Annotated in this window: 21 protein-coding genes and 2 pseudogenes; 12 read left to right on the top strand and 11 right to left on the bottom strand. The window is 66.5% G+C overall.

All coding sequences use genetic code 11. The features are described from left to right. Positions 1-107: 107 nt before the first annotated feature. The 5 genes and pseudogenes from AC3ENJ_RS12620 to AC3ENJ_RS12600 all read right to left on the bottom strand — a co-directional run. The gene (locus AC3ENJ_RS12620) at positions 108-2,849 is read right to left on the bottom strand and encodes an aminotransferase class I/II-fold pyridoxal phosphate-dependent enzyme (protein WP_431814288.1); all 2,742 of its coding nucleotides are present in this window, start codon (positions 2,847-2,849) and stop codon (positions 108-110) included. A gap of 150 nt (positions 2,850-2,999) precedes the next feature. Beyond that, positions 3,000-3,914, bottom strand: coding sequence for an SMP-30/gluconolactonase/LRE family protein (locus AC3ENJ_RS12615; RefSeq protein WP_431814287.1), 915 nt, complete (start codon positions 3,912-3,914; stop codon positions 3,000-3,002). Continuing rightward, positions 3,911-4,360, bottom strand: coding sequence for an acyl-CoA thioesterase (locus tag AC3ENJ_RS12610; protein ID WP_190782303.1), 450 nt, complete (start codon positions 4,358-4,360; stop codon positions 3,911-3,913). Before AC3ENJ_RS12610 ends, AC3ENJ_RS12615 begins: the two co-directional genes overlap by 4 nt. Before the next feature lie 194 nt (positions 4,361-4,554). Further along, a pseudogene (locus AC3ENJ_RS12605) lies at positions 4,555-4,638 on the bottom strand (hypothetical protein); the annotation flags it as partial. Between the two features lie 245 nt (positions 4,639-4,883). Then, positions 4,884-6,095 (bottom strand): annotated as a pseudogene (locus tag AC3ENJ_RS12600) (AMP-binding protein); the annotation flags it as partial. A gap of 199 nt (positions 6,096-6,294) precedes the next feature. On the opposite strand from AC3ENJ_RS12600, the gene AC3ENJ_RS12595 reads away from it, so the two are divergent. Both AC3ENJ_RS12595 and AC3ENJ_RS12590 read left to right on the top strand, forming a co-directional pair. Then, positions 6,295-7,869 (top strand): molybdopterin-dependent oxidoreductase, encoded by a 1,575-nt coding sequence (locus tag AC3ENJ_RS12595; protein WP_431814286.1) that lies wholly within the window; start codon positions 6,295-6,297, stop codon positions 7,867-7,869. 97 nt (positions 7,870-7,966) lie between these two features. Beyond that, positions 7,967-9,229, top strand: coding sequence for an MFS transporter (locus AC3ENJ_RS12590; protein ID WP_431814285.1), 1,263 nt, complete (start codon positions 7,967-7,969; stop codon positions 9,227-9,229). Positions 9,230-9,310: 81 nt separating this feature from the next. On the opposite strand, the gene AC3ENJ_RS12585 is transcribed toward AC3ENJ_RS12590, so the two are convergent. Genes AC3ENJ_RS12585 through AC3ENJ_RS12575 form a run of 3 tightly spaced genes read right to left on the bottom strand, consistent with a single transcriptional unit; the run spans position 9,311 to position 11,762 of the window. Then, on the bottom strand, positions 9,311-10,195 hold the full coding sequence (locus AC3ENJ_RS12585) for an SDR family oxidoreductase (protein ID WP_431814284.1): 885 nt from the start codon (positions 10,193-10,195) through the stop codon (positions 9,311-9,313). A gap of 53 nt (positions 10,196-10,248) precedes the next feature. Continuing rightward, positions 10,249-10,944 carry a class F sortase gene (locus AC3ENJ_RS12580; RefSeq protein WP_095798532.1) on the bottom strand — a complete coding sequence of 232 codons (696 nt, stop codon included), beginning with the start codon at positions 10,942-10,944 and terminating at the stop codon, positions 10,249-10,251. Between the two features lie 41 nt (positions 10,945-10,985). Next, a complete protein-coding gene (locus AC3ENJ_RS12575) occupies positions 10,986-11,762 on the bottom strand; it encodes a hypothetical protein (RefSeq protein WP_095798531.1) in 777 nt (258 codons plus the stop codon). Here AC3ENJ_RS12575 and AC3ENJ_RS12570 point away from each other — a divergent pair. The 5 genes from AC3ENJ_RS12570 to AC3ENJ_RS12550 all read left to right on the top strand — a co-directional run bounded on the left by AC3ENJ_RS12570 (position 11,668) and on the right by AC3ENJ_RS12550 (position 16,770). Further along, entirely contained in the window at positions 11,668-12,813 is a 1,146-nt protein-coding gene (locus AC3ENJ_RS12570) for a sigma-70 family RNA polymerase sigma factor (RefSeq protein WP_431814283.1), read from the top strand. The genes AC3ENJ_RS12575 and AC3ENJ_RS12570 overlap by 95 nt on opposite strands. After that, on the top strand, positions 12,810-13,682 hold the full coding sequence (locus tag AC3ENJ_RS12565; protein ID WP_431814282.1) for an anti-sigma factor: 873 nt from the start codon (positions 12,810-12,812) through the stop codon (positions 13,680-13,682). Before AC3ENJ_RS12570 ends, AC3ENJ_RS12565 begins: the two co-directional genes overlap by 4 nt. A gap of 132 nt (positions 13,683-13,814) precedes the next feature. After that, on the top strand, positions 13,815-14,609 hold the full coding sequence (locus tag AC3ENJ_RS12560) for a ferritin family protein (RefSeq protein WP_368629687.1): 795 nt from the start codon (positions 13,815-13,817) through the stop codon (positions 14,607-14,609). Then, the gene (locus AC3ENJ_RS12555) at positions 14,606-15,400 is read left to right on the top strand and encodes a hypothetical protein (protein ID WP_431814281.1); all 795 of its coding nucleotides are present in this window, start codon (positions 14,606-14,608) and stop codon (positions 15,398-15,400) included. Before AC3ENJ_RS12560 ends, AC3ENJ_RS12555 begins: the two co-directional genes overlap by 4 nt. A 182-nt stretch (positions 15,401-15,582) precedes the next feature. Beyond that, positions 15,583-16,770: a Fic family protein gene (locus tag AC3ENJ_RS12550; protein ID WP_431814280.1), complete on the top strand. Its 1,188-nt coding sequence runs from the start codon at positions 15,583-15,585 to the stop codon at positions 16,768-16,770. Positions 16,771-16,889: 119 nt separating this feature from the next. Here AC3ENJ_RS12550 and AC3ENJ_RS12545 read toward each other — a convergent pair whose 3' ends face one another. The 3 genes from AC3ENJ_RS12545 to AC3ENJ_RS12535 are packed head-to-tail and all read right to left on the bottom strand — an operon-like array spanning position 16,890 to position 19,255. Further along, the gene (locus AC3ENJ_RS12545; RefSeq protein WP_431814279.1) at positions 16,890-17,381 is read right to left on the bottom strand and encodes a MarR family winged helix-turn-helix transcriptional regulator; all 492 of its coding nucleotides are present in this window, start codon (positions 17,379-17,381) and stop codon (positions 16,890-16,892) included. Beyond that, positions 17,378-18,046: a CE1759 family FMN reductase gene (locus AC3ENJ_RS12540; protein WP_431814278.1), complete on the bottom strand. Its 669-nt coding sequence runs from the start codon at positions 18,044-18,046 to the stop codon at positions 17,378-17,380. Before AC3ENJ_RS12540 ends, AC3ENJ_RS12545 begins: the two co-directional genes overlap by 4 nt. A gap of 30 nt (positions 18,047-18,076) precedes the next feature. Further along, positions 18,077-19,255: an LLM class flavin-dependent oxidoreductase gene (locus AC3ENJ_RS12535; protein WP_431814277.1), complete on the bottom strand. Its 1,179-nt coding sequence runs from the start codon at positions 19,253-19,255 to the stop codon at positions 18,077-18,079. Positions 19,256-19,419: 164 nt separating this feature from the next. Here AC3ENJ_RS12535 and AC3ENJ_RS12530 point away from each other — a divergent pair, with 164 nt between their 5' ends. The 5 genes from AC3ENJ_RS12530 to AC3ENJ_RS12510 all read left to right on the top strand — a co-directional run bounded on the left by AC3ENJ_RS12530 (position 19,420) and on the right by AC3ENJ_RS12510 (position 25,088). Continuing rightward, entirely contained in the window at positions 19,420-19,899 is a 480-nt protein-coding gene (locus tag AC3ENJ_RS12530; protein WP_431814276.1) for a transporter substrate-binding domain-containing protein, read from the top strand. Next, positions 19,896-20,873, top strand: coding sequence for a cation diffusion facilitator family transporter (locus AC3ENJ_RS12525; protein WP_190782291.1), 978 nt, complete (start codon positions 19,896-19,898; stop codon positions 20,871-20,873). Before AC3ENJ_RS12530 ends, AC3ENJ_RS12525 begins: the two co-directional genes overlap by 4 nt. A 71-nt stretch (positions 20,874-20,944) precedes the next feature. Then, positions 20,945-21,703 carry a LamB/YcsF family protein gene (locus AC3ENJ_RS12520; RefSeq protein ID WP_431814275.1) on the top strand — a complete coding sequence of 253 codons (759 nt, stop codon included), beginning with the start codon at positions 20,945-20,947 and terminating at the stop codon, positions 21,701-21,703. Beyond that, positions 21,700-23,346 (top strand): 5-oxoprolinase subunit B/C family protein, encoded by a 1,647-nt coding sequence (locus AC3ENJ_RS12515; protein ID WP_431814274.1) that lies wholly within the window; start codon positions 21,700-21,702, stop codon positions 23,344-23,346. Before AC3ENJ_RS12520 ends, AC3ENJ_RS12515 begins: the two co-directional genes overlap by 4 nt. Beyond that, positions 23,343-25,088 (top strand): acetyl/propionyl/methylcrotonyl-CoA carboxylase subunit alpha, encoded by a 1,746-nt coding sequence (locus AC3ENJ_RS12510; protein ID WP_431814273.1) that lies wholly within the window; start codon positions 23,343-23,345, stop codon positions 25,086-25,088. The genes AC3ENJ_RS12515 and AC3ENJ_RS12510 overlap by 4 nt, the downstream gene beginning before the upstream one ends. The last annotated feature ends 20 nt before the right edge of the window (positions 25,089-25,108 follow it).

Raw genomic sequence — 25,108 nt, 5'->3', positions numbered from 1 at the left:
GAGCACCTGAGCGGCCACCCTGAGCGGTGAGTGCCCGCCGTCCACGCCCGAGAACGGGAGCACCACGGAGCACCGGTACCGATGCGACGTCGCCCCGCCGAGCCGAACTACGAGTCCCGCAGGACGCGGTAGCCTTTGCGCGGGTCGTAACCGTGGATCTCACGGGTGTCCAGCACGGCCATGAAATCCAGGACGTCCGGGGAGATGACCTGGCCCGGCACCAACACCGGGAAACCGGGCGGGTAGGGAGTCACGAAGCCGGCCGAGACGGGCTTCTCACCGTTGGCCACTCGCTCGCGCAGTTCCTCGTGGCCCACGTGCTCCACCGACGTGCGGCGCTGACCCTTGAAGAATGCGGCGCGCATGTCACCGTCCGGCAGGTCCTTATCGGTCGCGTACCCGTCCGCGAAGGAGCTGAAGTCGGGTAACGGCGGCATGGGGGTGTCATCGACCTTCGCTGCGATCTCGGGATCGAGCTGAGTGCTCTCGTCCTCGAAACGCTGAGCGAGCTTCACGAGCACCTCCACGAGGTACGCGATCGCGCTGCGCGAGGTGCCGATATTGGTCATGAACAGCACGGTGTTCCGGCTGGTCTTGTTGACCTGGATGCCGTAGCGATCCATGAGCAGGTCATGCTTGAACGTATCACCGTCCACACCGGTCCGGCTGATCTCAATGGTGATACGGCTGGGGTCGACCACGAACTCGTCCGTGGTCCACGCTTCCCACATACTGGCCAGCCCGTCACGCAGGGGCATGGGGCGGCCCACCTCACGATTCTCACGGGGCACCAGGTCGTGGGCGGTGAGCACCCGGAAGGTGCGGCGCAGCAGCGGGTGCCGAGCGATGGCCTGGGACAGGCTCGTGGCCAGGTCCAGCTGTCGCTGCACGAGCTCGTAGCCCTCCAGCTCCACCTGCCGGCGCCCGATGTCCAAGGACGTGAGGATCTGATAGTTGGGCGAGGTGGAGGTGTGCGTCATGTACGCCTCGTGGAAGGGTTCCTCCGCCTCGCGGACCCATTCGTCGTCGTGGACGTGGATCATGGATCCCTGCCGCAGCGCCGTGAGGGTCTTGTGCGTGGACTGGGTTGCGTACACACGGATCTTGGCGTCCGGGGCGGGGAGCAGGTGCTCCTCCAACCAGACCTCGTCCGGCGCGGGATTGCCGTGCTCGTCGAAGAGCCGCTTCTGCTGCTCGCGGTAAGCGATCTGGTGCGCTCTTGTCCCCATCCGTTCCTTGAGGTGGGCGGCCGCCCACATGGCGGTACGACGTCGCGTCACCGGATGGAAGGTCGCGAACGCGAACCAGGCCTCGTCCCAGAGGAAAACCAGGTCCGGCTTGATGGCCAAGCACTCCGCCATGACCCGCTCGGGGTCGTAGACGATGCCGTCGAAGGTGCAGTTGGTAAGCGTGACCAGCTGAACCTCGTCCAGGCGCCCCTGGGCGCGATAATCCAGCAGCATCTGCTTGATGCGCGACAGCGGCACCGCACCGTAGAACGCGAACTCGTTGCGCGGGTAGGCCTCCAAATACGCGGGGCGAGCGCCGGTGAGCACCACCGCGTGGTGGTGGGACTTGTGACAGTTGCGGTCCACGAGCACCACGTCATTGGGTGACAACAGTGCCTGGTGCACGATTTTGTTGGCGGTCGAGGTTCCGTTGGTCACGAAGAACGTGTGCTTGGCGCCGTAGGCGCGGGCCGCGAGTTCCTGGGCCTTCTTCAACGTGTGCACCGGCGCCAGGAGCGAATCCAAACCGCCGGAGGTCGCCGAGGTCTCGGCCAGCAGCAGGTTCAACCCGTAGAAGTCCAGGAGGTCCTTGATCCATTTGGAGCCCACCACGGAACCACCGCGGGCAATCGGCAGGGCATGGAACACACCCACCGGGCGACGGGCATGCTCCTGGACCGCGGAGAAGAACGGGGTGTCGTACAGGTGGGACACCCTGCGCAGCAACGTGAGATGCAGCTCAAGCTTGTCCTCGCGCCGGAACACCCGGCGGAAGCGATGGGTCAAGGCACCGGAGAGGCCTTCGATGTGCGCGCCCGCCATGAGGTACAGGTCCATTTCGGGGCGCAGCGCGGCGAGGGTGTCGGCCAGGCGGAGCACCCGCTGGATGGATGCGAGCGGGGTGCGGGCGGAGGCGGATTCCGGGCTCACCAGGTTGCGCGCCATGTGAATGGAGTTCTTGAGATCGCGGCTCAACGGTTGCCGGGTGCGCTCGCTGAACCCCGGGCGGACAACGCACGCGAGAATGTTGGGGTTGGTCAGGACCGCGGCCACGGCGTCATCAGCGGAGGGCACGATCACGTACTCGTAAATGAAGTCATCGGCGGCGGAGCGCATCCGCAGGCCCTCGGCACGTAGACCGTCACGGTCCGCGGGGGCGCTCTCGTCCACGATCAGAACTTCGAAACGGGGACGCGGATCGGTGTCGACCAGCAGGTCCGAGTTCTCCGCATCGTCTGCGAGCTCATCGCGGGCCGTGTCCGGCACGGTGTCACCGCGGAGCCGGTTGACCACCTTGCCAATCCGTTCGAGGGCCATGTGGTAATCGCCCTGTTCCAGCATTTCCCGGATGGCCGCGACGTAGCGCTGACCGAATCCGGCCCAGTACATCTCCACGGTTTCGAGGGCGCGCAAAGAGCGCCGCAGTTCGCTGTCCGCGGCGAGGGCTTCCTTGTCCTCATTGCCGAGCGCAATGCGCTTCATGGCGAACCGCAGGTACTCCCAGGCGTCACTGCGCAACCGCCAGGTACTGGCGGGCATTCCGGGGTCCGGTTCCAGGATTCCCGTGGCACTCCCCCGACGATTGTTCTGACCTTGATGGTCCGTGGCCGGTGTATCCATGGAATGCCTCCGCTTGCTCCATCGCCTGCGCTGAACTCTTGAAAGCTCATCCTATGTCCGGTCCGGTAGGGGCTCGCGGAACATAACGGATTACGACCGCGAGTCAGTCTCGGGGACCGGTCCCGGTGGGCGAGAGTCCGCCGGGCGGCGTCAGCCCGCGAATCTCCCCGCGGGCAGGCCCGGAACGGCCACGCGTACCGAATACAAGGAACCAGCGGTGGGCTGCACGTCATTGGGCAGGTTCTCGCGCGAGGTGGTGATGTACAGGGTGCGCAGGTCCTGACCGCCCAGCGTGCAGGCGGTGGTCTGCTGGGCCCCCGCGCTCACCACCGTGTCCAGTGTTCCGTCCGGCAGGTAGCGATGGACCTGACCGGCCCCGTTGAGCGCAACCCAGACCGCCCCGTCCGAGTCCACCGTCAGCCCGTCCGGGTTGGCCGGCACGCTGCCGGGTTCGTACTCTTCGTGGTCGTCCCAGGCTCCGGCAGCGGCGTCGTCGTCGACAACCGGCGCGACAAAGGTGCGGCGATTGTGCAGTCCGCTCGCGGCCGACCAGTCGAAGACCGAGACCTCTCCCGTGGGGGTGTCGTTGTAGTAGGCGAGTGAACCGTCCGGGGACCACGCGATGCCGTTGGAGATGGTGACGTTCTCGAGCACCGGTTGCCATTCCAGGTCCGGTGAGACCCGGTAGAGCGTGGCCGATCCTTCGGACTGGTCGTAGGCCATGGACCCGATGTAGAAGGTGCCGTCCGGGGCGATCCCACCCTCGTTCATGCGAATCTGCGGCGATTCCCACAGGGTGATTTCGCGCTCGGGATTTCCCGCGGCGTCCGTGAGGAGCACCCCGCGTTCCACGGCAATGATCTGGCCGCCGTTGCCGCGCGGGCGCACGCACGCCGCCACGGACCCCACGTGCTGCCTGCGCGGCTGCTCGTCACGACCGAACGTGAGGATGTCCCCGGCGAGCATGTCCACCCACGCCAGACCGCCCCACTCGGGGCTCCAGCACGGGCCCTCGCCGTGGTAGACCCAGCTCGGTGTCAGACGCTGCGCGCTGAGCCGATTCATCGCTCGGACCCACGCAGTTCCTGGATGATCGGTACCGCCGTGGTGGGGATGCGGTCGCGGTCGTACGTGATTTCCGTGTACCCGTGCGGGGTGGGGCGACCCTCCTTGTCCAGGTTCACGAACACGATCTTGTCGATACTCAGAATCAGCTCTCGCGTGATCATGTTCCGCACCTGCGCGCGCATGGTCAGCGACGTGCGGCCGAACTTGGTGGCGGACAGGCCCATCTCGATGATGTCACCCTGCACGGCGGAGGACACGAACTCGATCTCCGACATGTACTTGGTCACCGCGCGCTGATTGCCCAGCTGCACGATCGCGTAAATCGCGGCTTCCTCGTCGATCCAGCGCAACAGCGACCCGCCGAACAGGGTGCCGTTGGCGTTGAGATCTTCGGGTTTGACCCATTTGCGGGTGCGGAATGTGATGTCCGTGTGCGGCTGCATGGGTTCAGCTTAGTAAGCTCGCGCGGTGAGATCGCGGGTTTCCTCCTTCGGACCTCGCCGACGACGACGCCGCGCACGACCTTCCGGCCGGGCCTTCGGCCTCTGACCAACTGGCGGATGGCCACCTTGTCCAGCTTGCCGGACCCGTTACGGGGCACTTCCGCCACGGTGACGAGGTCCTTGGGGAGCTTGTAGCGTGCCAGGCGGTCACTGCAGAACTGACGAAGTTCCGCGATGGACGGGACCTCGTGCCCGGGTTGCGGCTGTAGGACGGCCACGATGCGCTCGCCCCACTCCTCGTCCGGGGCTCCACCACCGCTGCGTCGGAGATGTCCGGGGGCTCGGCCAGGACGCGTTCGATCTCGGCGGGGTACACGTTCTCGCCCCCGGTGATGATCACGTCCTTGAGGCGGTCCACGATGTAGTAGTAGCCGTCCGGGTCGCGGTAGCCGATGTCCCCGGTGTGGAACCAACCGTCCGTGAAGGCAGCGGCGGTGGCGCCCTCGTCCTCCCAGTACCCGGTGGTGACGTTGGGCCCACGCACCCACAGTTCGCCACGCGTATCGGGTTCGGTAACGACCTCCCCCGTGCCGGGATCCACGATCCGCACCTCGGTATACAGCATGGGCATGCCCGCCGAACCCGCCTTCTCGTAGGTGAGTTCGGTGGGCAGGTAGGTCGCGAACGGGGCGGTCTCGGTCAGACCCCACGCCTGCTGGACGGGCACGTTCTTGGACTCGAACAGGGAGATCACCACGGGCGGCACCGGGGCACCGGCGCAGATCAGGGCGCGCAGGGAGTCCAGCGTGGCTGCCTCGAACTCGGGATCGTGGGTCAGCGACAGCAACATGGCCGGGACGAAGAAGGCGTTGTTCACGCCGTAATTCTCGATGTCCGCGAGCACCTGGGAGGGCACGAATCCGCGGCGGACCACCGTGGTGTTGCCACGCACCAGCGCGCGCACAGTGAAGGAGTTGAGCGCGCCGATGTGGAACAGGGGCGCCACGGCGTAGTTGATGTCCCTGCGGCGGGTGTCCACGAGTGAATCCACGTTGAATGCGTTCCAGAAAATATTGCCGTGGCTCAGCCGCACGCTCTTGGGCTTGCCCGTGGTGCCGGAGGTGAACATGAGGATCGCCAGGGTGTCGTCCGTGGTCTCCACCGGTTCGCCGAGTGCAGCACCCTCCGCGCGCTGCACGAAGCCACTCAGCGGGATCCAGTGCTCGCCAACTTCGAGGCCGTCATCGAGAGGCGCCGCGGGATCCTCGTCGATCAGGACGGTTTCGGTTTGGAAAGGCCACCCCGCACTTTCCTGGCCGGAGGAGTCCTGGGCGCCCAGAGCGGCGTCGACCACCGGGACATGACCGGGCTCCACAATCATCACGCGCGGTGCGGAGCGCACCAGCAACTCGCTGACCTCGCGCGGGGCAAGGCGGAAATTGAGCGGTTCGAACACGCCACCCAGCCACCAGGTGGCGAACATGGTGCGCAGGAACAGCTCGGAGTTCAGGCCCAGGTACACCACGCGGTCGCCTTCGCCCACGCCCGACGCCGCCAGGCTCTCCGCGAGTTCGCGCACGTTGGTTGCGAACTCGTCGAAGCTGAAGGTACGACCTTCGTAAATCACGGCCGCCAGGTCGCGGCTGTAGCGCTGGTTGAAGAGTAGGCCGCGGACGGGATTGATGTTGACCGAGTGGGACACCGGTGATCTCCTGGAATAGAGGACAATCTCCATCGTTGATTTTCTCAACGAGTGATAGACCTCACGCTACCAAGACCCGCGGCATTGCGACACCGGATTTTGGTATCGGAAACGTACTGATTCGTCCCGTTACCGTGTGAACCTCCTCGATCCGTGGGGAATTTCCCCCGCCCGACGTCTCGCAGGGCACGGGCACGAGGGGTCTGGGCCGGTGCCGCATATCCTTGGTGACATGCCCTCGTCCTCACGCCGCACGGATTCTGCCGACGCAGCCACTCCGCCGCTCACGCACCGCAGCTTCACCGGCGCCTGGCAGTTGCTGGGCGTGGCCGCGACCGCCCTGGCCGTGGGGATTGCCGAGTTCTTCGCGTGGCTGACCGGACCCTTGGGGTCCCCCCTGACCGCGGTGGGCGGCGTCGTGGTGGACTTTGTCCCCGCGCCCGTCAAGGACACCGTGATCGCCGTGTTCGGCACCGGGGACAAGATTTTCCTGTTCGTCGCGATGGCCGTGGGGCTCGTGGTACTGGGATTGCTCGTCGGCGTCGTGGAGCGGCGACGACGCCGCATGGGCATCTCGCTCCTCGCCGCGCTGGGGCTGGTCGGACTGGCCGCCGTAATGACCCGAGCGGGTGCGGACGCGGTCAACGCCGTCCCCGTCATTGTCGGCACCGGCGCCGGTCTCGCATTCCTCAGCTACGCGGGTGGCCGCGCGGCGGCGCCCGCGGCCGATAACCCGCTGGATCGCCGTAAATTCCTCCAGCTGTCCGCGGGGGCGCTGACCGTGGGCGTGGTCGCGGGCGCGGTGGGGCGGTGGGCGGTGTCGGCGGCCCGGCAGGTCCCGGACATGCGCGCCGCGCTGGGCATCCCGACCCCGGTCGCTCGCGAGACCGTCCCCGCCGGGACCCAGGTACCAGTCGCTGGCGTCGAGCCATGGTTGACTCCCGCCGAGGACTTCTACCGGATCGACACCGCCCTGCGCGTCCCTCACATCGACGTGAGCCAGTGGCGACTGCGCATCCACGGGATGGTGGACCGGGAGATCGAGTTGACCTTCGACGACCTCATCGGGCGTCCGCTGCACGAACGCGCGGTGACGCTCGCGTGCGTGTCCAATCAGGTGGGCGGCGACCTCGTGGGCAACGCCGTGTGGACCGGTGTGCCGTTGCGAGAGTTGCTCGCGGAGGCCGGAGTGAGCCCGGACGCGGACATGGTGCTCTCGACCTCCGAGGACGGTTTCACGGCCGGAACACCCCTGAGCGCCCTCACGGACGAGAAGCGCACCGCCATGCTCGCCGTGACTATGAACGGAGAGCCCCTGCCTTTCGAGCACGGCTACCCGGTGCGCATGGTGGTCTCCGGGCTCTACGGTTATGTCTCCGCAACAAAATGGCTCGTGGATCTCGAGGTCACCCGCTTCGACCAAGCAGAAGGTTACTGGACGCCCCGTGGTTGGTCCGCGGAGGGGCCCATCAAGATGTCCTCACGCATCGACGTCCCCCGGGAACACGCAAGCGTGGACCCCAACACGACCCTCGCGGGCAGCGCGTGGGCCCAGAACACGGGAATCACTGCGGTTCAGGTGCGCGTGGACGGCGGCGCGTGGAGGGACGCAACTCTCGCCGCGGTGCCGTCCGAAGACACCTGGCGGCAGTGGTCCGTGCGCATCACCGATCTTCCTGCCGGTTCCCACATGGCCGAGGTCAGAGCGGTGGACGCGGACGGGCAGGTGCAGACCTCGGAGCGGGCACGCCCCGACCCCAACGGTTCCTCGGGCTGGCACGAGCGGGCCTTCACCGTGCGCTCCTGACCACCCGCTCACCGGACGGCGACACCGTGCGGCGAGCACGTGACCTCGGTCCGCGCACGAGGATGCGCGCCGGCCCGTGATCGGTCATGATGCCTGCATGACCGATTTTCCGCCCACACACTACACGAAGCCCCCCGCGGGCAGTACCCGGTTACAACGCAAGGTGCTGATCGTCCTCGCCACCGGACAGATCTTGGGCGGGTTGGGCGTGGGCGCCACCTTGGCGCTGGGTGCGCTCCTGGTGACGGAGGTTTCCGGGTCCAGTGCGCTCTCCGGCCTGGCGGCCACCATGAACACCCTGGGCGCGGCGATCCTGGCCATTCCCTTGGCCCGCCTCGCCCAACGGCGGGGGCGGCGGATCTCGCTGACCACCGGCGCTCTGGTGGCAATTCTCGGCGCGTCCGTAATTGTCACGGCCGCCATTCTTGGATCGCTTCCCCTGCTGTTGACCGGCATGGGGCTACAGGGCGCGGCCATCGCGCTGAACCTGCAGTCCCGCTTTGCCGCAACGGACCTGGCCCTGCAGAAGACTCGCGCCCGGGATCTGTCATTGATCGTATGGTCCACCACGATCGGTTCCGTGGTGGGACCCAACCTCTTCGAACCCAGTGAGCTCCTGGGACGCGCCCTTGGACTCCCCCAGTTCACCGGCGGCTTCCTGATCGCCATGGCCGCACAGGTACTCGGCGCGACGGTCTATTTCCTGGGGCTGCGACCGGACCCGCTCAAACTCGCACTCGCCCGGGGCGCCACCATCAAGAACAAGCCCGGCCCCGCCGGCGGATTCGGGAGTCTACGTTCCGTTCCGGCGGCTCGCCAAGCTGTCCTGATCGTGGCGCTCTCCCATGCTGTGATGGTGGCGGTCATGTCCATGACGCCCGTGCACCTGACCAGCCACGGCGCCACTCTCTCGCTCGTGGGGCTCACCATCAGCCTCCACGTGGCCGGCATGTACGCGCTGTCCCCCGTGTTCGGATGGCTCGCGGACAAGATGGGCCGCGCGCAGACCGTACTTCTGGGGCAAGCCACATTCGCCATCGCACTGTTGCTCACGTTCTTGGGCGCAGAGAACCAGGCCTTGGTTCTGGCGGCGCTGATCTTGCTGGGTCTCGGCTGGTCCGCATCCACCGTGGCGGGCTCCACCATGGTCACGGAATCCGTTCCGGTGCAGGACCGGCCGGGTCTGCAGGGCACCTCGGACCTGGTCATGAACTTGTGCGGCGCGGCCGGTGGCGCGTTGGCCGGGCCCATTCTGGCGATGGTCGGTTTCTCCGGACTGGGCCTGGTGTTCCTGGCGGCGGTGCTGGTGGTGACGGTGGTGGCGGTAAAGACCCTCCGTGACACTCGCGTCACCATTTGATCCCGCCTTACTGCACGGTAGGTCGCCCTACCCCGCAGTAAGGCCTCATTAAATGGCTCACCAGGGCCATCAGACCCGGAATTACCCCAGGTAGAACCCACCGTCCGAGGTGAGCACCTGACCGACGATCCAGGCGCCGTCGTCCGTGGCGAGCCAGCTGATCAACTTGGCAGGGTCGCTCGGTTCACCGAAACGGCCGAATGGCTGAGCGTCGAGCAATTCCTGCACGCCCTCGAGCGAGCGATCCGTGGCGTCCGGCGTCAGGTACCCGGTATCGACGGGGCCGGGGTTCACGGTGTTGAGCACGATACCCAGCTCGAGCAGCTCCGCCGCCACGGTGGCGGTGACGCCCGCGAGCGCGGCCTTGCTCGCGGCATAAGCGACCTCGCCGCGCATGGGCCCGTGCCCCTGACCCGATGTCAGCCAGAACACGCGACCGGTCGGCTTGCTGAATTTCTTGTCGTGCCCGTTACCCAATCGATCGCCCGGCCTCGCGGCCTCGGTAGGTCTATCGGTCTTGAGCAGCGCGAAGGCCCGGGTCAGTAACAGGGTGGAGCGGGTGTTCGTGTTCCAAAAGGCATCCAGCGCCTCGGGTGTCATGTCCAGGATGGAGCCGTCCCCGCCGCTCTTGGCGTGATTGCACACCAGAATGTCCAGGGATCCGGTGAGCGCGTGCGCAGCGTCGATGAGCGGCTGGATCTGCCCCGTGTCCCGCAGGTCAGCGCTCATCTCACCCAGCACGGCACCTTCGGTGAGTTCGGCCCGCACTTCGCCGACGACGCCGCTCAGGTCGTCCGCGCCCCACGGCTGGTCCTGGTCGTGCGGGCCGTAGTGGTGGATGAACACGCTGGCGCCCAACCGGGCAAAGGCGCGCGCCACGGCGAACCCGATCCCGCGCCGTCGTGACACCCCGGTGACCAGCGCGGTCTGCCCGGACAGCGGAAGGGACGCTCGCGAAACGCTCATGGCCCCATCCTCCCAGGATGATTTCCCGGGATACCAACGCCGCCCTTGCAGGTTCACGTGGTGAGAGTCGCGTACACCACGTAGTTGTCCCCGAAGTTACCGGTCGCGGGGTCGTAGCCGTCGCAGGTGATCAGCCGCAGCTCGGCCCCCGGGGTGTTGCCGTAGACCTTCAGGGTGGGGAATTCGTCCTTGGCGTAGGCCTCCCCGCGATCGACCGTGAATGTAGCGGTGCTCCCGTCCTGCCGGGCAACCTCGATGGTGTCCCCGGGACGCAGTTGGCGAAGGTCCGCAAAGACTCCGGGGCCACCACCCGTGGCGTTGACGTGACCGAGCAGCACTGCCGGGCCGCGCTCGCCGGGCGTGGGTGAGCCGTCGTACCAGCCGGCCGGGGACCCGGGAGGCTCCGGTGGGACCTCCAGGGAACCGTCCTCGCGCAGGCCCAGGTGCAGTAGTTCGGACCTGGTGCCGGTGGCCGGGATCGACAGGGACTGCGGGTCCGATGCGGCCAGCACTTTTTGCGCGGGCCCGGAAGCGGCTGCCGACGCGGCCGTGGGGCTGGGAACCGGGGCGGCCGCCGAGGTGCTGGGGACCGGAGTGGCTGTCGAGGTGCTGGCCGAGGCCACGGGGACCTCACCTGTGGCCCCGGACTCCGGAGTGCCGCCGGAGGTGCAGCCGGTAAAGCAGAAAAGGGCAGCGATCGCCGCGCAAGCCATCAGGCCTGCGCGGCGATCTGTGCTCGAACCCGTCATGGGAGTCGAACTCCTTCGTGCCGGATCAACATGCGAATCGGTCAGCTCCGGGCGCGGCGGTGGGCCACGAACATCCCGGAGGCGGCCAATGCCACGGCACCGACACCGGCGGCGGCCACTCCAACTGTCGCACCGGTGTTCGTGTCCGTCTCCACGCCGGTGTCGGCTCCGCCGTTCGGCATGGCCGCCATCTGCGACGCGCCCAAGGTGCCACACGCGGCCGGCAGGGTCGCGGCCAGCGGCAGCTTGGGATCCAGACTGGATTTCTTCTCAGCCGCGGCGGCCGGCATCTTCGCGGGGTCCACACCGTGGACGACCACAACCGCGTTGCCGTCCTTCAGGGACTGAGCGGTCTCCGCATTGAGATCGAAGGTCCGCTCATAGGTGTAGGAGCTGCCTCCGGGGAAGCGGTCCACGGCCAGGGCGGAATCCGCACTCGTGTCACCCTCGGTCGTCAGGGACGTGCCGATCATGCCGTAGAACGGGTGGCCCTCGGGCGTGCTGACCACGCCATCGCCGTCGGTGTCGGCGGAGGCCGGCGGACAGACTCCCTGAGCACTGATGTGAATGTGCTGGGCGTGCGGGAACGGCCCGTCCATGAAGGTCTCCGCGGCACCGGTGACATTGACCGTGACGGTGGCCTGGTTGCCGTGGACGTCAACCATGGCCTCACCGGTGGTGCCGGAGTTGTTCATGGTGTTCAGGGTCGTCTGGGTCGACCACATGTCGCCCTCATGGGCCATGGCCGGGGCAACCTGCAGCGCCAGGGCGCTCAGGGCCAACGTGGGAACGGCGAGCAAACGCAACTTCTTGTTCATGATCGGTTCCTTACTGTGCGTGCGGGGGGGTGCTTTGTGCTGGTGTTACACGGAGAGTTCGGTGCCGAGCGCCGCCCGGATGGGTGAGCTGAGAAAAACCTTAAGATTTCTTTTCACGGCGCAACCACGCCCGAGATGGAACCATCCGCCCGGGGTTCGGCTACGAACTCCCCATGTGAACCCTTTCCTCCGGCCCTCTTCGCCTCGCCACGGTCCAGCCCTGCCCGGACGCATCTGGCCAGGAAGCCGCCCGGTCACGGCGCACTCCGGGGGCATGTGCCGGTGGTGCCACGATGTCCTGGGCGTGTGGCAGTATTCACACTGGAACAACATCGACCGCCCCCGTGAGAAATACTCGTGTCGAAGGGATGACCAGTGGGAAAGCATGTTTGAGCCCGGCCCAGGCCGGAGAACCCCCCGTGATCCTCTTCCCGACTCCCCGGACGAGCCAGCCCCCCGACAGCACACAGCCTCACGGGCGCACGTAGAATCCGATGAGGACAGGGGAGAAGACCTTACGGAACTGCTGCTGCGCAGCGCTCGCGGAGACGAAGCCGCCTTCGCCGCGCTCTATGACGCCACCGCGTCCAGGGTTTACGGACTCACGAGACGGCTGACGCGGTCACCGGAGCTTGCCGCGGAGGTTGTCCAAGAGGTCTACCTAATGGCCTGGCAGCAAGCCACCCGCTTCGATCCGAGCCGCGGCTCCGTGGCCGCCTGGCTGTCCACTCTGGCCCACCGCCGCGCCGTGGATCGGATCCGGCAAGTGGTGCAGGAACGGGGCAGAGAACAAGTTTATGAGAGTCGGAGGGTGGGGGCACCGATGGATGCGACCTGGCAGGAGGTCGAACAGGACATGGACACGCGTGACGTTCGGACGGGTCTGGGAGCCCTGACACCGCTGCAGCGCGAGGCCGTCACCATGGCGTATTACCACGGATGCACGTACCAGGAGGTGGCCCAACGGCTGGACATCCCGTTGGGCACGGCCAAAGCCAGGATCAGAGACGGTTTGAAGAGGCTCGGTGCAGCGCTGGGGGCGCAGCAATGAGCCACGACATCCCAGAGCCCGGTCTCGCCCCCGACGATCTTCATGACTTGGCCTCCTTGTACGCCGTGGACGCCTTGGACCCCGCCGAACGGGCGGCATTCGAGTCTCATCTGGCCGACTGCCCACCGTGCCGGGCGGAGGTTGCCCGCTATGCCGAAACCACGGCCCAGCTGGCGGCCGCGGTGGCGCAGGACCCGCCGCCCGCCCTGCGCACCAGTGTCCTGGATGCCATTCACGGCACCCTCCCCTCGCCCGCGCACCTCGACACGAGCGCGGCCACGGCCACGGCCATGGCCATGGCCATGGCCCAGCCTGCTGCCAGGGATCCCGAGCGGCAACCTGCCAAGGGTTCATGGGGAGACCGCGCCCGCTCCGACAGGGGCTCGCACGTGTCGCTGGACGCGCTACGACGTCGTTATCGTCGCGTGCTCGTCGCCGCCGTGTCCACCGCTCTCGTGCCCGGGGTGCTGGCGGGCGGGTGGGGCCTGGGGGTGCAGGCGGAGCAGCGGCAGCAAGAACACATCGTGGCTCAGGAACAGGACCGCGAGAATCGGCTGCTGGCCGCCTCGGACGTCACCACGCGAAGCCTGGATGTGGGGGGCCGGACAGGCACTTTGGTCGTGTCCCGGGAGCAGAACACTGCCATGTTCGTCTCCGATGACCTGCCCGCCCCCGGGGAGAACAGCGAGTACCAACTGTGGTTGATGGACGGCGATACGCCGGTTCCCGACGCGCACTTTGCCGGAGGCCAACTTCGCACCTGGTTGACCGGCGATGTGGCCGAGGCCGATGCCGTGGCCATGACCATTGAACCCGCCGGCGGTTCCACCACCCCCACCTTGCCGCTGGTGGCCAGCACCGAAATTTGATGCCGTAACCCATCCGGTGCGGCGCGGGCTCCGAACATGTGGTGAAACACCAGCAACGACCACCGCACCGCTCGGCGCCCCCGCCTCCCGAAGGCACCGTCGAGTGCGGCGCGGGAATCAGGGAGAGACATCATGGCATTCGATATCGATCGGTACACCCAAGCGGCCACGCCGGTCACCTGGGAGGACCTGGACTACGAGGTCTTCCGCGATCACCCCCTGCCGCCCGACACTCTGCGCACCTTGCGGTACATGTGCGAGATCGAGTTCCACACCGTGTGCTACCTGCGCGACATGCTGGTCAGTCCCTCACGCAAGGATCCGGAGGTGGGCACGTTCATGACCACCTGGAACTGGGAAGAGATCTGGCACGGAGAAGCCCTGGCCCACGTACTGGGCCTGCACGGGATCACCGTGACCTACGACGTGCTCAAGGCCAAGCGGATGAAACTCGGGTGGCGGGATCGGCTCAGCCCGGTCAAGCAGTCACTGCTGTCCAACATTGTGGGCATTGATTTCGTGGCTGTACACATGTTGTGGGGCTCCATCAACGAGCGGTCCACCGCCGCGGCCTACAAGCGCCTGGCCGCGCTTGAGGACAGCCCCGTGCTCGGCGAACTATTGCGTCGGATCGCCTCCCAGGAGGCCAAACACATTGCCTTCTACACCACTCAGGCCCGCGCCCGGTTACAGGACAACACACGCGCCCAGAAACTGGCCCGCCTGGCCCTGCGCACCGCGTGGCAGCCGGTCGGTTCCGGGGTTTCCCCCGAATCCGAGGTCGACCACGTGTTACGACACCTGTTCTCCGGCCCCGAAGGCCGCAAGGAAATCCTCGCCATAGATCGCCATGTCGCCAAACTGCCCGGCATGGCGGGGCTGAACCTGGTGGCAGAGGCCTTGGATTCCCGGGGAGTGCCCGCATGAGTGCTCCCACCTTCGACGTACGCGCGTACATGCGCGACCCCTACGTCTTGTACCCCGCGGACCTGGATATGGGGACGATGGGCTCGTTGTCGGGACCGACGCTGGAGACGCTCAGCTACCTGTGGACGGTGGAGAATCATGTATTGGACAGGATGCGCGACCTGCTGGTCACACCCACACACGCCGAATCCAGGGTGACCGCCTTCCTTTCCACCTGGGCGCACGAACAACACTGGCTGGGCGCAACCCTGCAGGCACTCATGAGCACCAACGTCCGGCCTCTCGAAGAGCCCGGTGATACACGGCTGGGACATATCCTGCGGGTCTGGGATGACCGTTGTCGGCCCACCGTGGCCGCTATCGGCACCAATCTCCTGAAGGCGGACATCACCGGGGCGCACATGGTCACCGGGTGGTTGGACACCGCCGTGGTGGCAACGCTCTACCGACGGTTGGGGCGCTCGGAGCCCGCTTTGGAGGATCTCATGACCGAGGTCGGCCGTTTGAAGGACCGGCACATGGCCTTCTACGCTCCGGAGGCCCACAACCGCCTGGCGGACGCCGCCTCGGCACGCCGGGTCGCCCGCGTTGCGGTGAGCCGATGGCGTTTCCCCGGGACCCGCTACGCCGGCCCGGCACCGGTTCGTACCGCGGTGGCCGGCTTCTTCGCCGACCCCGGTGCCCACGGTGCCGTGGCGGAGCTCGACCGCACCGTGGCCCTGTTCCCCGGCCTGACCGGCGCTCACCCGGCGCGGAAGGCGCTCGGGCAGCTGGCCCCCGAAACCATTTGATGCCGCCTTACTGCACGGTAGGTCGCCCTACCGTGCAGTAAGGCCTCACCATATGGCCCACCCGGGGCCCGAACGGCAGGACAACAGCATGCCTGTGTCCGTTATTGAGACCAGAACGAGCAATTGTCTCAGTAAGATCTTTATTGAGACAATTGGGGGCAAGAGTCTCAATAAGGAGTCCCATGTCCGCAGGCACTTGGCCCCCCATCGGCCACGAAACCCGCCGCTGGGACCGCCGCGACCCCATGGCATCTCATCGCGCGCGGATTCGGAACACCGGGGATTTTGAGGCAGCAGTTGTCCCCCGGATCTCCTCGTTGACTCCGGATCTCCCCCACAACACTCTTGCGTCCGCGCACAATGCCACGGCCGCAATGTTGAGTTTCGACCGCGAGTCGGGCGGATTGGCTTCGCTGCCGTTCGCAGCGGTCCTCTTGCGCGGCGAGTCCGCGACAAGTTCCCAAATCGAGAACCTCACCGTTCATGCTCGCAAGTTGTCCCTGGCTGCCGTGGGAGCACACATCGGCGGAAATGCAGAGTTGGTGGCCCGCAACGTAGCGGCCATGCGCGCCGCCACGGACGCCGCTTCTCGCCTGGATTCCGACGCCATTCTCACCATGCACCGCGTGTTGACCGATGGCGTTCAGAACGATGCGGGTGAATACCGGAAGGAATGGGTGTGGATCGGTGGCAAATCACCGGTCACCGCTGCGTACGTGGCGCCCGAGCATCCTCGCGTTCCCGCCGCCATTGAGGACTTGATCCACTTCCTGCAGCGTCGGGATGTGGATCCCACTGTTCAGGCGGCCATCGCCCACGCCCAGTTCGAGACCATCCACCCTTTCACCGATGGCAATGGCCGGACCGGTCGGGCCATCGTGTCCTCGCTCCTCCGGGCCCGTGGGACGGTGCAGAACATCACCATTCCTATTTCCTCGGGATTGCTCCACGACATCGACGATTACATCAATGCCTTGGACGATTACCGCGCCGGAAACCCAGCTTCCATCGTGGCGTGTTTCTCCAATGCCGTTCTGGGGTCGCTTGCTAACGCGGATCAGCTGATCAACGACATCCGCGCCTTCCACAGGCAGGTCCTGGATTCCCGACGCCGCGTCACCGCACCACTGCGCGCGGTTGCCGAGTTGTGCTGCTCGGAACCCGCCTTTACGGCAGGGATGGTGGAAGACATCGCCGGCATCTCGAAAGCAACCGCCTACCGCACGGTGGATTCACTGACCGAAGCCGGGTTGTTACGAGCAGAGCGGTCCATCAAGGTACAGGGGCAAAAAGTGTGGGTGGTCCCAGCTGTCGTCACGGCTCTGGACGACTTCGTGGAGCGCGCCGGTCGCAGGAACGTCGGCTCCTGACCCCCGAAACCATCTGATGCCGCCTTACTACACGGTAGGGCCTGCTACCGCGCAGTAAGGCGGCATCAGATGGCACGCGCCCGCGGTGACGGGCGGCCAAGACCCGCGGGGAGCAGGGGCTAACCCAGCAACCCGTTCACCCGACGCATCAGCTCGGCCAGGCGAGCGGCGTCGTCGCGGTGGAGGGCGGAGAAGAACAGCTCCTGGACGTCGCGGGCGTGGGCGGGGCGTAGCTCGCGGAAGGCGCGCACACCGTGGGCGGTGAGCACCGCCTCCCAGCCCCGGCCGTCGCATTCCGCCCGACGGCGCTCCACCCACCCGCGTTTGCCCAGCACACCGATCTGGTAGCTCAACCGGGACGGTGAGAACACGAGCCGCTGGGCCAACTCCCCCATGCGCATGCGGTGATCCGTGGCGTTGTACAGCAACAGGAGCAGTTGGTAGTCCATGAGGGAGCAACCGTGGGCCTTGAGTCGGTCCTCGATCCGCGCCGTGAGCCGGGCGGTGGTTTCGAAGTAGAGCTGCCATGCATCCCATTCCTGTTGGGACGCATCGCCCGAACCCATTGCGGGCTCGGACGGCTCGGACGCGCAGATCACCGTGCCGCTCATGATCCCACCGAGGCCAACAGACTCGCGAAATCGGGGACGTTGCTGAACTCGTCCTTGACCTCGCGGCGCAGGCCGGGGCGGGCGGCGGCGGCGTCGTCGTCGAGCGAATCGGGCGCACCACCGGGCGAACCCGCCAGTACGACGGCCGCGAGCGAGGCGCCCACGCGGTCGATGCGCCGCTGCAGATCATCGTGTCCCCAGTCCTCGGAGGCCGCGTAAATACCCAGCGGCAGCACGAGCGCCTTGAGGTAGCTCAGCAGCGGGCGCAGGGCGGTGTCGAGCACCAGCGAGTGGCGCGGCGACCCGCCCGTGGCGGCGACCACGGTGGGCAGATTTTCGAGGGCGGATTCGTCGATCACGTCGAAGAACTGTTTGAACAGCCCGGAGTAGGACGCCTTGTACGTGGGCGAGGCCGCAACCAGGGCGTCCGCGGTGAGCACGGTGTCGATCGCGTCCTGCACGGCCGGGGAGGCCACGTGCGTGATCATCATGTCGGTCAGCCCGTGGGCCAGATCGCGCAGCGCAATGACCTCGATCTCGATGTGCCGTCCGGCATTTTCGACCGCGCCGCTCGCGGCCTTCGCGATCGCCTCGCCCAAACGGGTGGTCGTGGAGTCTTCCGACAGCCCAGCGGTCACCACCGCGAGGGTCAAACGATCAGTCATGGTGTCCTTCTCTCTGCTTACTGCTTGGAATTACTTGGCGTTCTCGTGCTCGCGGTGAGCGGCCTCCGCCTGCTTGGTGCGATCCTTGGCTGCCTGGGACTCCGGGCCGCCGCCGGGGATCGGGTCCTTACCGGCCTGGTGGCGGGCCACCAGGGACTCATGGGTCGGAGCCTCGGGCACGTGAGCCGGGCGCAACGCGTCGAATTCCTTGCGCAGCACCGGGAAGACTTCCTCGCCCAGCAGGTCCATTTGCTCGAGCACGGTCTTCAGGGGCAGGCCGGCGTGGTCCATGAGGAACAGTTGCCGCTGGTAGTCACCGGCGTAGTCACGGAAGGACAGGGTCCGCTCAATGACTTCCTGCGGTGAGCCCACGGTCAGCGGAGTCTGGGACGTGAAGTCCTCCATGGACGGGCCGTGGCCGTAGACCGGTGCGTTGTCGAAGTACGGGCGGAACTCACGCTTGGCGTCCTGCGAGTTCTTGCGCATGAACACCTGCCCACCCAGGCCCACGATCGCCTGGTCGTAGGAACCGTGACCGTAGTACTCGTAGCGCTGACGGTAGAAGTCCACCATGCGCTCGGTGTGCTCCTTGTTCCAAAAGATGTTGTTGTGGAAGAAACCGTCGCCGTAGAACGCGGCCTGCTCCGGGATTTCCGGGGATCGAATGGAGCCGTGCCACACGAACGGGGGCACATCGTCCAACGGGCGCGGGGTTGCGGTGAAACCCTGCAACGGAGAGCGGAAACGACCGGAGAAGTCCACGTTCTCCTCGTGCCACAGGCGGTACAGCAGCTGATAGTTCTCCACGGCCAACGGGATGCCCTGCCGGATGTCCTTGCCGAACCAGGGATACACGGGTCCGGTGTTGCCGCGACCCATGGTCAGATCCACGCGACCGTCGGCAAGGTGCTGCACGTAGGCGTAGTCCTCGGCAATGCGCACCGGGTCCGTGGTGGTGATCAGCGTGGTGGCGGTGGACAGCTGGATGTTCTTGGTCTGCGCGGCCACGTGCGCCATCAGGATGGGCGGATTGGCGGGAGCCACGAACGGCGGGTTGTGGTGCTGGCCGGTCGCGAACACGTCCATGCCCAACTCTTCGGCCTTCTTGGCGATCGCCACGGTCGCCTTGATGCGCTCGTGCTCGCTGGGGGTCTTGCCGGTGGTGGGGTCCATGGTGACGTCACCAATGGTGAAGATGCCGAGTTGCATGAATGCCTCCTGTGTCGTGGCTGACGACGCCGCTGCGGTCGTACCGCGGCCCCGCCTCCTTGGTATTTCAAATTTGAACTACTTTCATAATGCATCAGAGCAGGGATTTATTCCACGGAAAGTTTCGGTGTGTGGGCAACGGCACGTCGGCATATGGTGTTGCCATGAGATATGCCAGCAGGTGGCTCATGGTGCTCCTGGTTCTCGTGTTCTCCCTGACCGGATGCGTGACGCACTACCCGACTGATCCCCACGGCACCCTTGACCGGGTGTCCGGAGGGGTCCTCCGTGTGGGCGCCATTCACAATGAGCCCTATGTATCAGTCACTGACGGTGAGCCCACCGGCGAGGAAGTGCGCCTGGTGGAGGACTTCGCCACCGCCTTGGATGCGCGCATCGAGTGGACTACCGCCAGCGAGGAACACTTGGTCACCGAGATGGAGCACGGTCAACTGGATCTCTTGGTCGGCGGGATGACCATGGATACGCAATGGCAGCAAAAGGTCGGCCTGACTCGGCCCTACAACCAAACGACCAACGAGTACGACGAGACCGAGAAACACGTCATGGCCGTGGCCAATGGTGAGAACGCCTTCCTCCTGAAGCTCGATCAGTTCCTGCAGGGCAGCGGAGACCACTCATGAAGCGCATGGAAAGCCCTGCGGACAATGAGCACCTGCCCGATGAGATCTCCCGCGCGGTGAAAAGGGCGGTGCGCCTGGAGTGGGTCACCCTGGGCACGCTGAGCCTGACGGTGGTTGTGGTCTTCCTGGTGCTGGGCAATTCCCAAGCCATGAAAACGGCGTGGATCGAGGACATGCTCTCCCTGGTTCCACCCCTTGCCTTCTTGATCAGCGTGCGCGTCACCCGCAAACCCGCCAACGCCAAGCACCCGTTCGGCTATCACCGCGCCATCGGCATCGCTCACCTCGTGGCGGGAACGACCCTGTTGGTCATGGGCAGTTACTTGATCGTGGACTCGCTGATCAAATTGCTCACGGTTGAGCACCCCACCATTGGCGGCATCAGCCTGTTCGGTCACACCATATGGCTGGGCTGGCTCATGATCCTGGTGCTCCTGATCACCGGTATTCCGCCCGTGATTTTGGGCCACATGAAACTCAAGCTCGCCGAGCCATTGCACAACAAGGTGCTGTACGCGGACGCCGACATGAACAAGGCGGACTGGATGACCTCGTTCGCCGCCATTGTGGGCATTGCGGGTATCGGCCTGGGTTTGTGGTGGGCGGATGCCGTTGCGGCCATCGTGATTGCCACGTCCATCGTGAAGGACGGCGCCAGCAATCTCTCGGCCGCGGTGTCCGGCCTCATGGATGCCCGGCCCACCACGGTGGACAACAAGAAACCCCACCCGCTCATCAGCGATGCGCAGGAATTCCTGCAGAACTTGGACTGGGTGCACGCGGCCAACGTGCGCCTCCGCGACGAGGGCCAGGTGTTCCAGATCGAGGGATTCGTCATCCCCGCATCCCGGGAACTCGCCACACCCGAACGCCTCGAAGCAGCCGAGAGTGCCTTGCTCGACCAGGACTGGAAGATTCGCGATGTCGTGATCGCACCGGTCACGCACCTTCCGAACGTGGTGGAATCGAAATAACCGGCCCAAATTGTTGAACAATCTCCGCCGGTGGGGCATCCTGGAACTCACCAATGAGACGGAGGTCACGCATGACGGTCATCGATATGAACAGCGACGTGGGCGAATCGTTCGGCAATTGGAGCATGGGGGATGACGCCGCCATTTTCCGTTCCGTGTCCTCCGCCAACGTGGCGTGCGGGTTCCACGCGGGAGACCCGAGCGTGATGGCGCAGACCTGCCGGGACGCCGTGGCCGCCGGTGTCACCGTGGGGGCGCACGTGGCCTACCGTGACCTAGCTGGGTTCGGTCGTCGTTTCATGGACTGCTCCCCGCAGGAACTCGCGGATGACGTGCTGTATCAAATGGGCGCCCTCCAGGCGATGGCCCGTTCGGCCGGCACCGAGATCAAGTACGTGAAACCGCACGGCGCGCTCTACAACACGATCGTTCATCACGACGCCCATGCCCAGGCCGTGGTGGACGCCGTCAAGGCCTTTGGCGGCGATCTTCCGCTGTTGCTCCTGCCCGGTTCCGTCGCACTGCAGAAGGCGGAGCAGGCCGGGCTGCGCGGCGTGGCCGAGGCATTCGCGGATCGCGGATACACCCCCGAGGGCACTCTGGTCTCCCGCCGCGAAGCAGGCGCCGTCCTGCATGATCCGGCGGAAGTCACCGAACGCATGATCCGCCTGGCCGAGGACGGCACCTTGGGCGCCGTGGATGGTTCCACCGTGCGGATCCAGGCCGAGAGCATTTGCGTGCACGGTGACACCCCCGGTTCCGCCGCAATGGCCGCGGAGGTTCGTGCGGGACTGGAGCGCGCCGGAGTGCAGATTCGGTCGTTCGTATGAGCCAGGATCCAGCCACCGGCTCTGCGCCATCACCGACCTCGCTGCGCTGGGCGGGGACGCGGGCCTTCCTGATCGAGTGCGCATCCCTTGAACAGGTCATGCGCTGGCACACCCACCTCAGCGCACATCCGTATCCCGGTCAGGTGGACGTCCTCGCCGCGGCGGAAACGGTGCTGCTGGCCTTCTCGACGCCCGCGGCCGCGCGCAAGGCCGCCAACGACGTCGTCACCGCTCGCCTTGACGACGCCGACGCCGCCACGGGCAAGACCGTGGAGATCGACGTGGTGTACGACGGCGAGGACCTGGCCGACGTGGGTGAGCTGACCGGACTCGGCGAGCGCGGTGTGATCGAGGCGCACACGGGTGCGGAATGGACGGCCGCGTTCGGCGGTTTTGCACCGGGGTTCGCGTATCTCGTGGCTCCCGGGGATCCACTCAAGGTGCCGCGCAGGGATTCCCCGCGTACTGCGGTGCCCGCCCGATCCGTAGCGCTGGCGGGGCGGTTTTCCGCTGTGTACCCGCAGCGTTCACCGGGTGGCTGGCAGCTGATCGGGCACACGAACGCCCCGCTGTGGGACGTGAACCGGGACGAGCCGGCCCTGATCCGCCCGGGTGACACGGTCAGGTACCGGGCCGTGCGAGAGCTCGTGGAGGTCAGGACCGAGACGCCGGCGAGCGCTGCGTCAACTGCCACCGAGAAGCTGTCTCACGCTCTCGTGGTTGACGACCCGGGCATGCAGTCACTGCTCCAGGACGCCGGCCGACCCGGCCTGGGCGACCTGGGGGTGGTGGCATCGGGGGCGGCGGACCAGTCCTCGGCGGCACAGGCGAACCGTCTGGTGGGCAACTCCCCCACCGCAGCGGTGGTCGAAACAATGCTGGGGGGCCTTGTCGTGACGGCCAGCGGGCATCACGTCCTGGCCCTGACCGGCGCGCCCACCCCCGCGCAGATCAACGGCCCCCACGGCAAGCGTGCTGCTGCCGCCAATGTGCCATTCGCCCTGTACCACGGTGAGCAACTGAGCCTGGACGCGCCGACCGTCGGCCTGCGCAGCTACCTTGCCGTGCGCGGTGGCCTTGCAACACCCAAGGTTCTGGGAAGTCGGTCCACGGATGTGATGTCCGGGATCGGCCCCGAGCCGCTGAGCGCCGGAGATGAATTACCGGTACCACCGGTTGCTCCGGGACACGCCGTGGGCCAGCCCGAAGCACCCGCCCTGGAACTTCCCGAAAAGGGCGGAGCCACCGTCCTACGCGTGACCGCGGGGCCGCGCGACGACTGGTTCACTCCCGAGTCCTTGGAGAACCTCACCACCCGGGAATGGGCCGTGAGCAGCCAGTCCAACCGGGTGGGAGTGCGGTTCGAACCGCCGGAGAACCAAAGCGTGCTCAAGCGTTCCCGCGAGGGCGAACTCGCGAGCGAGGGCGTGGTCACGGGATCCCTGCAGGTCCCCCACTCCGGAGTTCCGGTCCTGTTCCTCGCCGACCACCCCGTGACCGGCGGGTACCCGGTGATCGGTGTGGTCGTCCCGGAGGACCTTCCGCTGGCCGCGCAGCTCCCGCCGGGCTCAGCAGTCCGGTTCACGCTCGTCGATTCACCCCGCCCCGCGCACGCACCCGAAACCCCAGGAGAGTCAGCATGAAGAAGGTCTTGATCGCCAACCGCGGGGAAATCGCGGTCCGCATTGCACGCGCATGTACGGATGCGGGCCTGACCTCGGTGGCCGTCTATTCCGAACCCGACGCCGATTCCTTCCACGTGCGCATGGCGGACGAGGCCTACGCCCTGCCCGGCTCGTCATCCGCGGACACCTACCTCAAGATCGAGGCGCTGCTCGCCGTGGCCGATCGCGCGAACGCGGACGCCGTGCATCCCGGCTACGGTTTCCTGTCCGAGAACGCGGATTTCGCCCAGGCCGTGGCCGACGCGGGTCTCACCTGGATCGGCCCGTCCGCCGAGGTCATCCGCGCCCTCGGCAACAAGGTGACGGCGCGCGAGATCGCCGTTCGCACCGGTGCCCCCTTGGTGCCGGGCACGGACGGTCCCGTCGACGACGCCGCTGCCGCCCGGTCCTTCGCCGAGGAACACGGATTGCCGATCGCCATCAAGGCCGCCTTCGGCGGCGGGGGCCGTGGGATGCGCATTGCGCGCACCATGGACGAGGTCGAGTCCGCATTCGACGCAGCCGTGCGCGAAGCGACGTCCGCGTTCGGACGGGGTGAATGCTTTGTGGAGCGTTTCCTCGACAAGCCGCGCCACGTGGAGGCCCAGGTCATTGCGGACACCCACGGCAACGTGACCGTGGTGGGCACCCGCGACTGCTCACTGCAGCGGCGCAACCAGAAGCTCGTGGAAGAGGCTCCCGCCCCGTTCTTGAGCGATGAGCAGCGGGCAACCATTCACGAATCGGCCCGGAACATCTGCCGCGAGGCCGGCTACACGAGCGCGGGCACGGTCGAGTACCTGGTGGCTCCGGACGGGCTGATTTCGTTCCTGGAGGTCAACACGCGCTTGCAAGTGGAACACCCCGTGACCGAGGAGACCACCGGGGTGGACCTCGTGCGCGAGCAGTTCCGCGTGGCCGACGGGCAGGCCTTGAGCGTCACCGAAGACCCCGAACCGCGCGGTCACGCCTTTGAATTCCGACTCAACGCGGAGGATCCGGCGCTGGGATTCTTGCCGACGCCCGGGGCCGTGGAGGTCTTCCAGACCCCCACCGGCGCGGGAATCCGGGTGGACACCGGTGTCCGTTCGGGCTCCGTGGTGCCGCCCCATTACGACTCGCTGCTAGCCAAACTCATTGTCTGGGGCCAGGACCGGCAGCAGGCACTGCGGCGCTCCCGGGCTGCCCTGGCGGAGCTGAGCATCAAGGGATTGCCCACGGTGGTGCCGTTCCACCGCGCGGTGGTGGAGCACCCCGACTTCACCTCTCCTGATGAGCTGGGCGTGTACACCACGTGGATCGAGGACGCGTTCACGCAGGAGCTGGAAGCGTCCCCGTACGTGACCTCCGGCGCCTCCGAGCGCACCACCCTGACCGTAGACCTCGACGGCAAGGCCGTGCAGCTCGGGCTCCCCACCGCCATGGTGGAGGCGCTGCTACACGGCGGCGGGGCCGGTGCGGACGGTGGCGCGGCGTCGGCGGCGTCATCGCTCGAACCTGAAGCATCGGACACCACGCTGGCCGCGCCCATGGACGGAACGGTCGTGAAGTGGGTTGCGCAGGACGGTGCAGAGGTCTCCGAGGGCCAGACCGTGCTCGTGCTCGAGGCCATGAAGATGGAAACTCCCGTGCGCGCGCATCGCTCCGGCACATTGACTCGCGGCGAGTCGAGCGAGGGCGTTGCCGTCAGCAAAGGGCAGGCGCTGGGCGAGATCGCCTAGTGCGGTGAGAGGATGGGCCG

The sequence above is a fragment of the Kocuria sp. cx-455 genome, from assembly GCF_057707085.1.
Note: the sequence above shows the minus strand (reverse complement) of the source record. Positions and strands in the feature narration are given on the sequence as shown.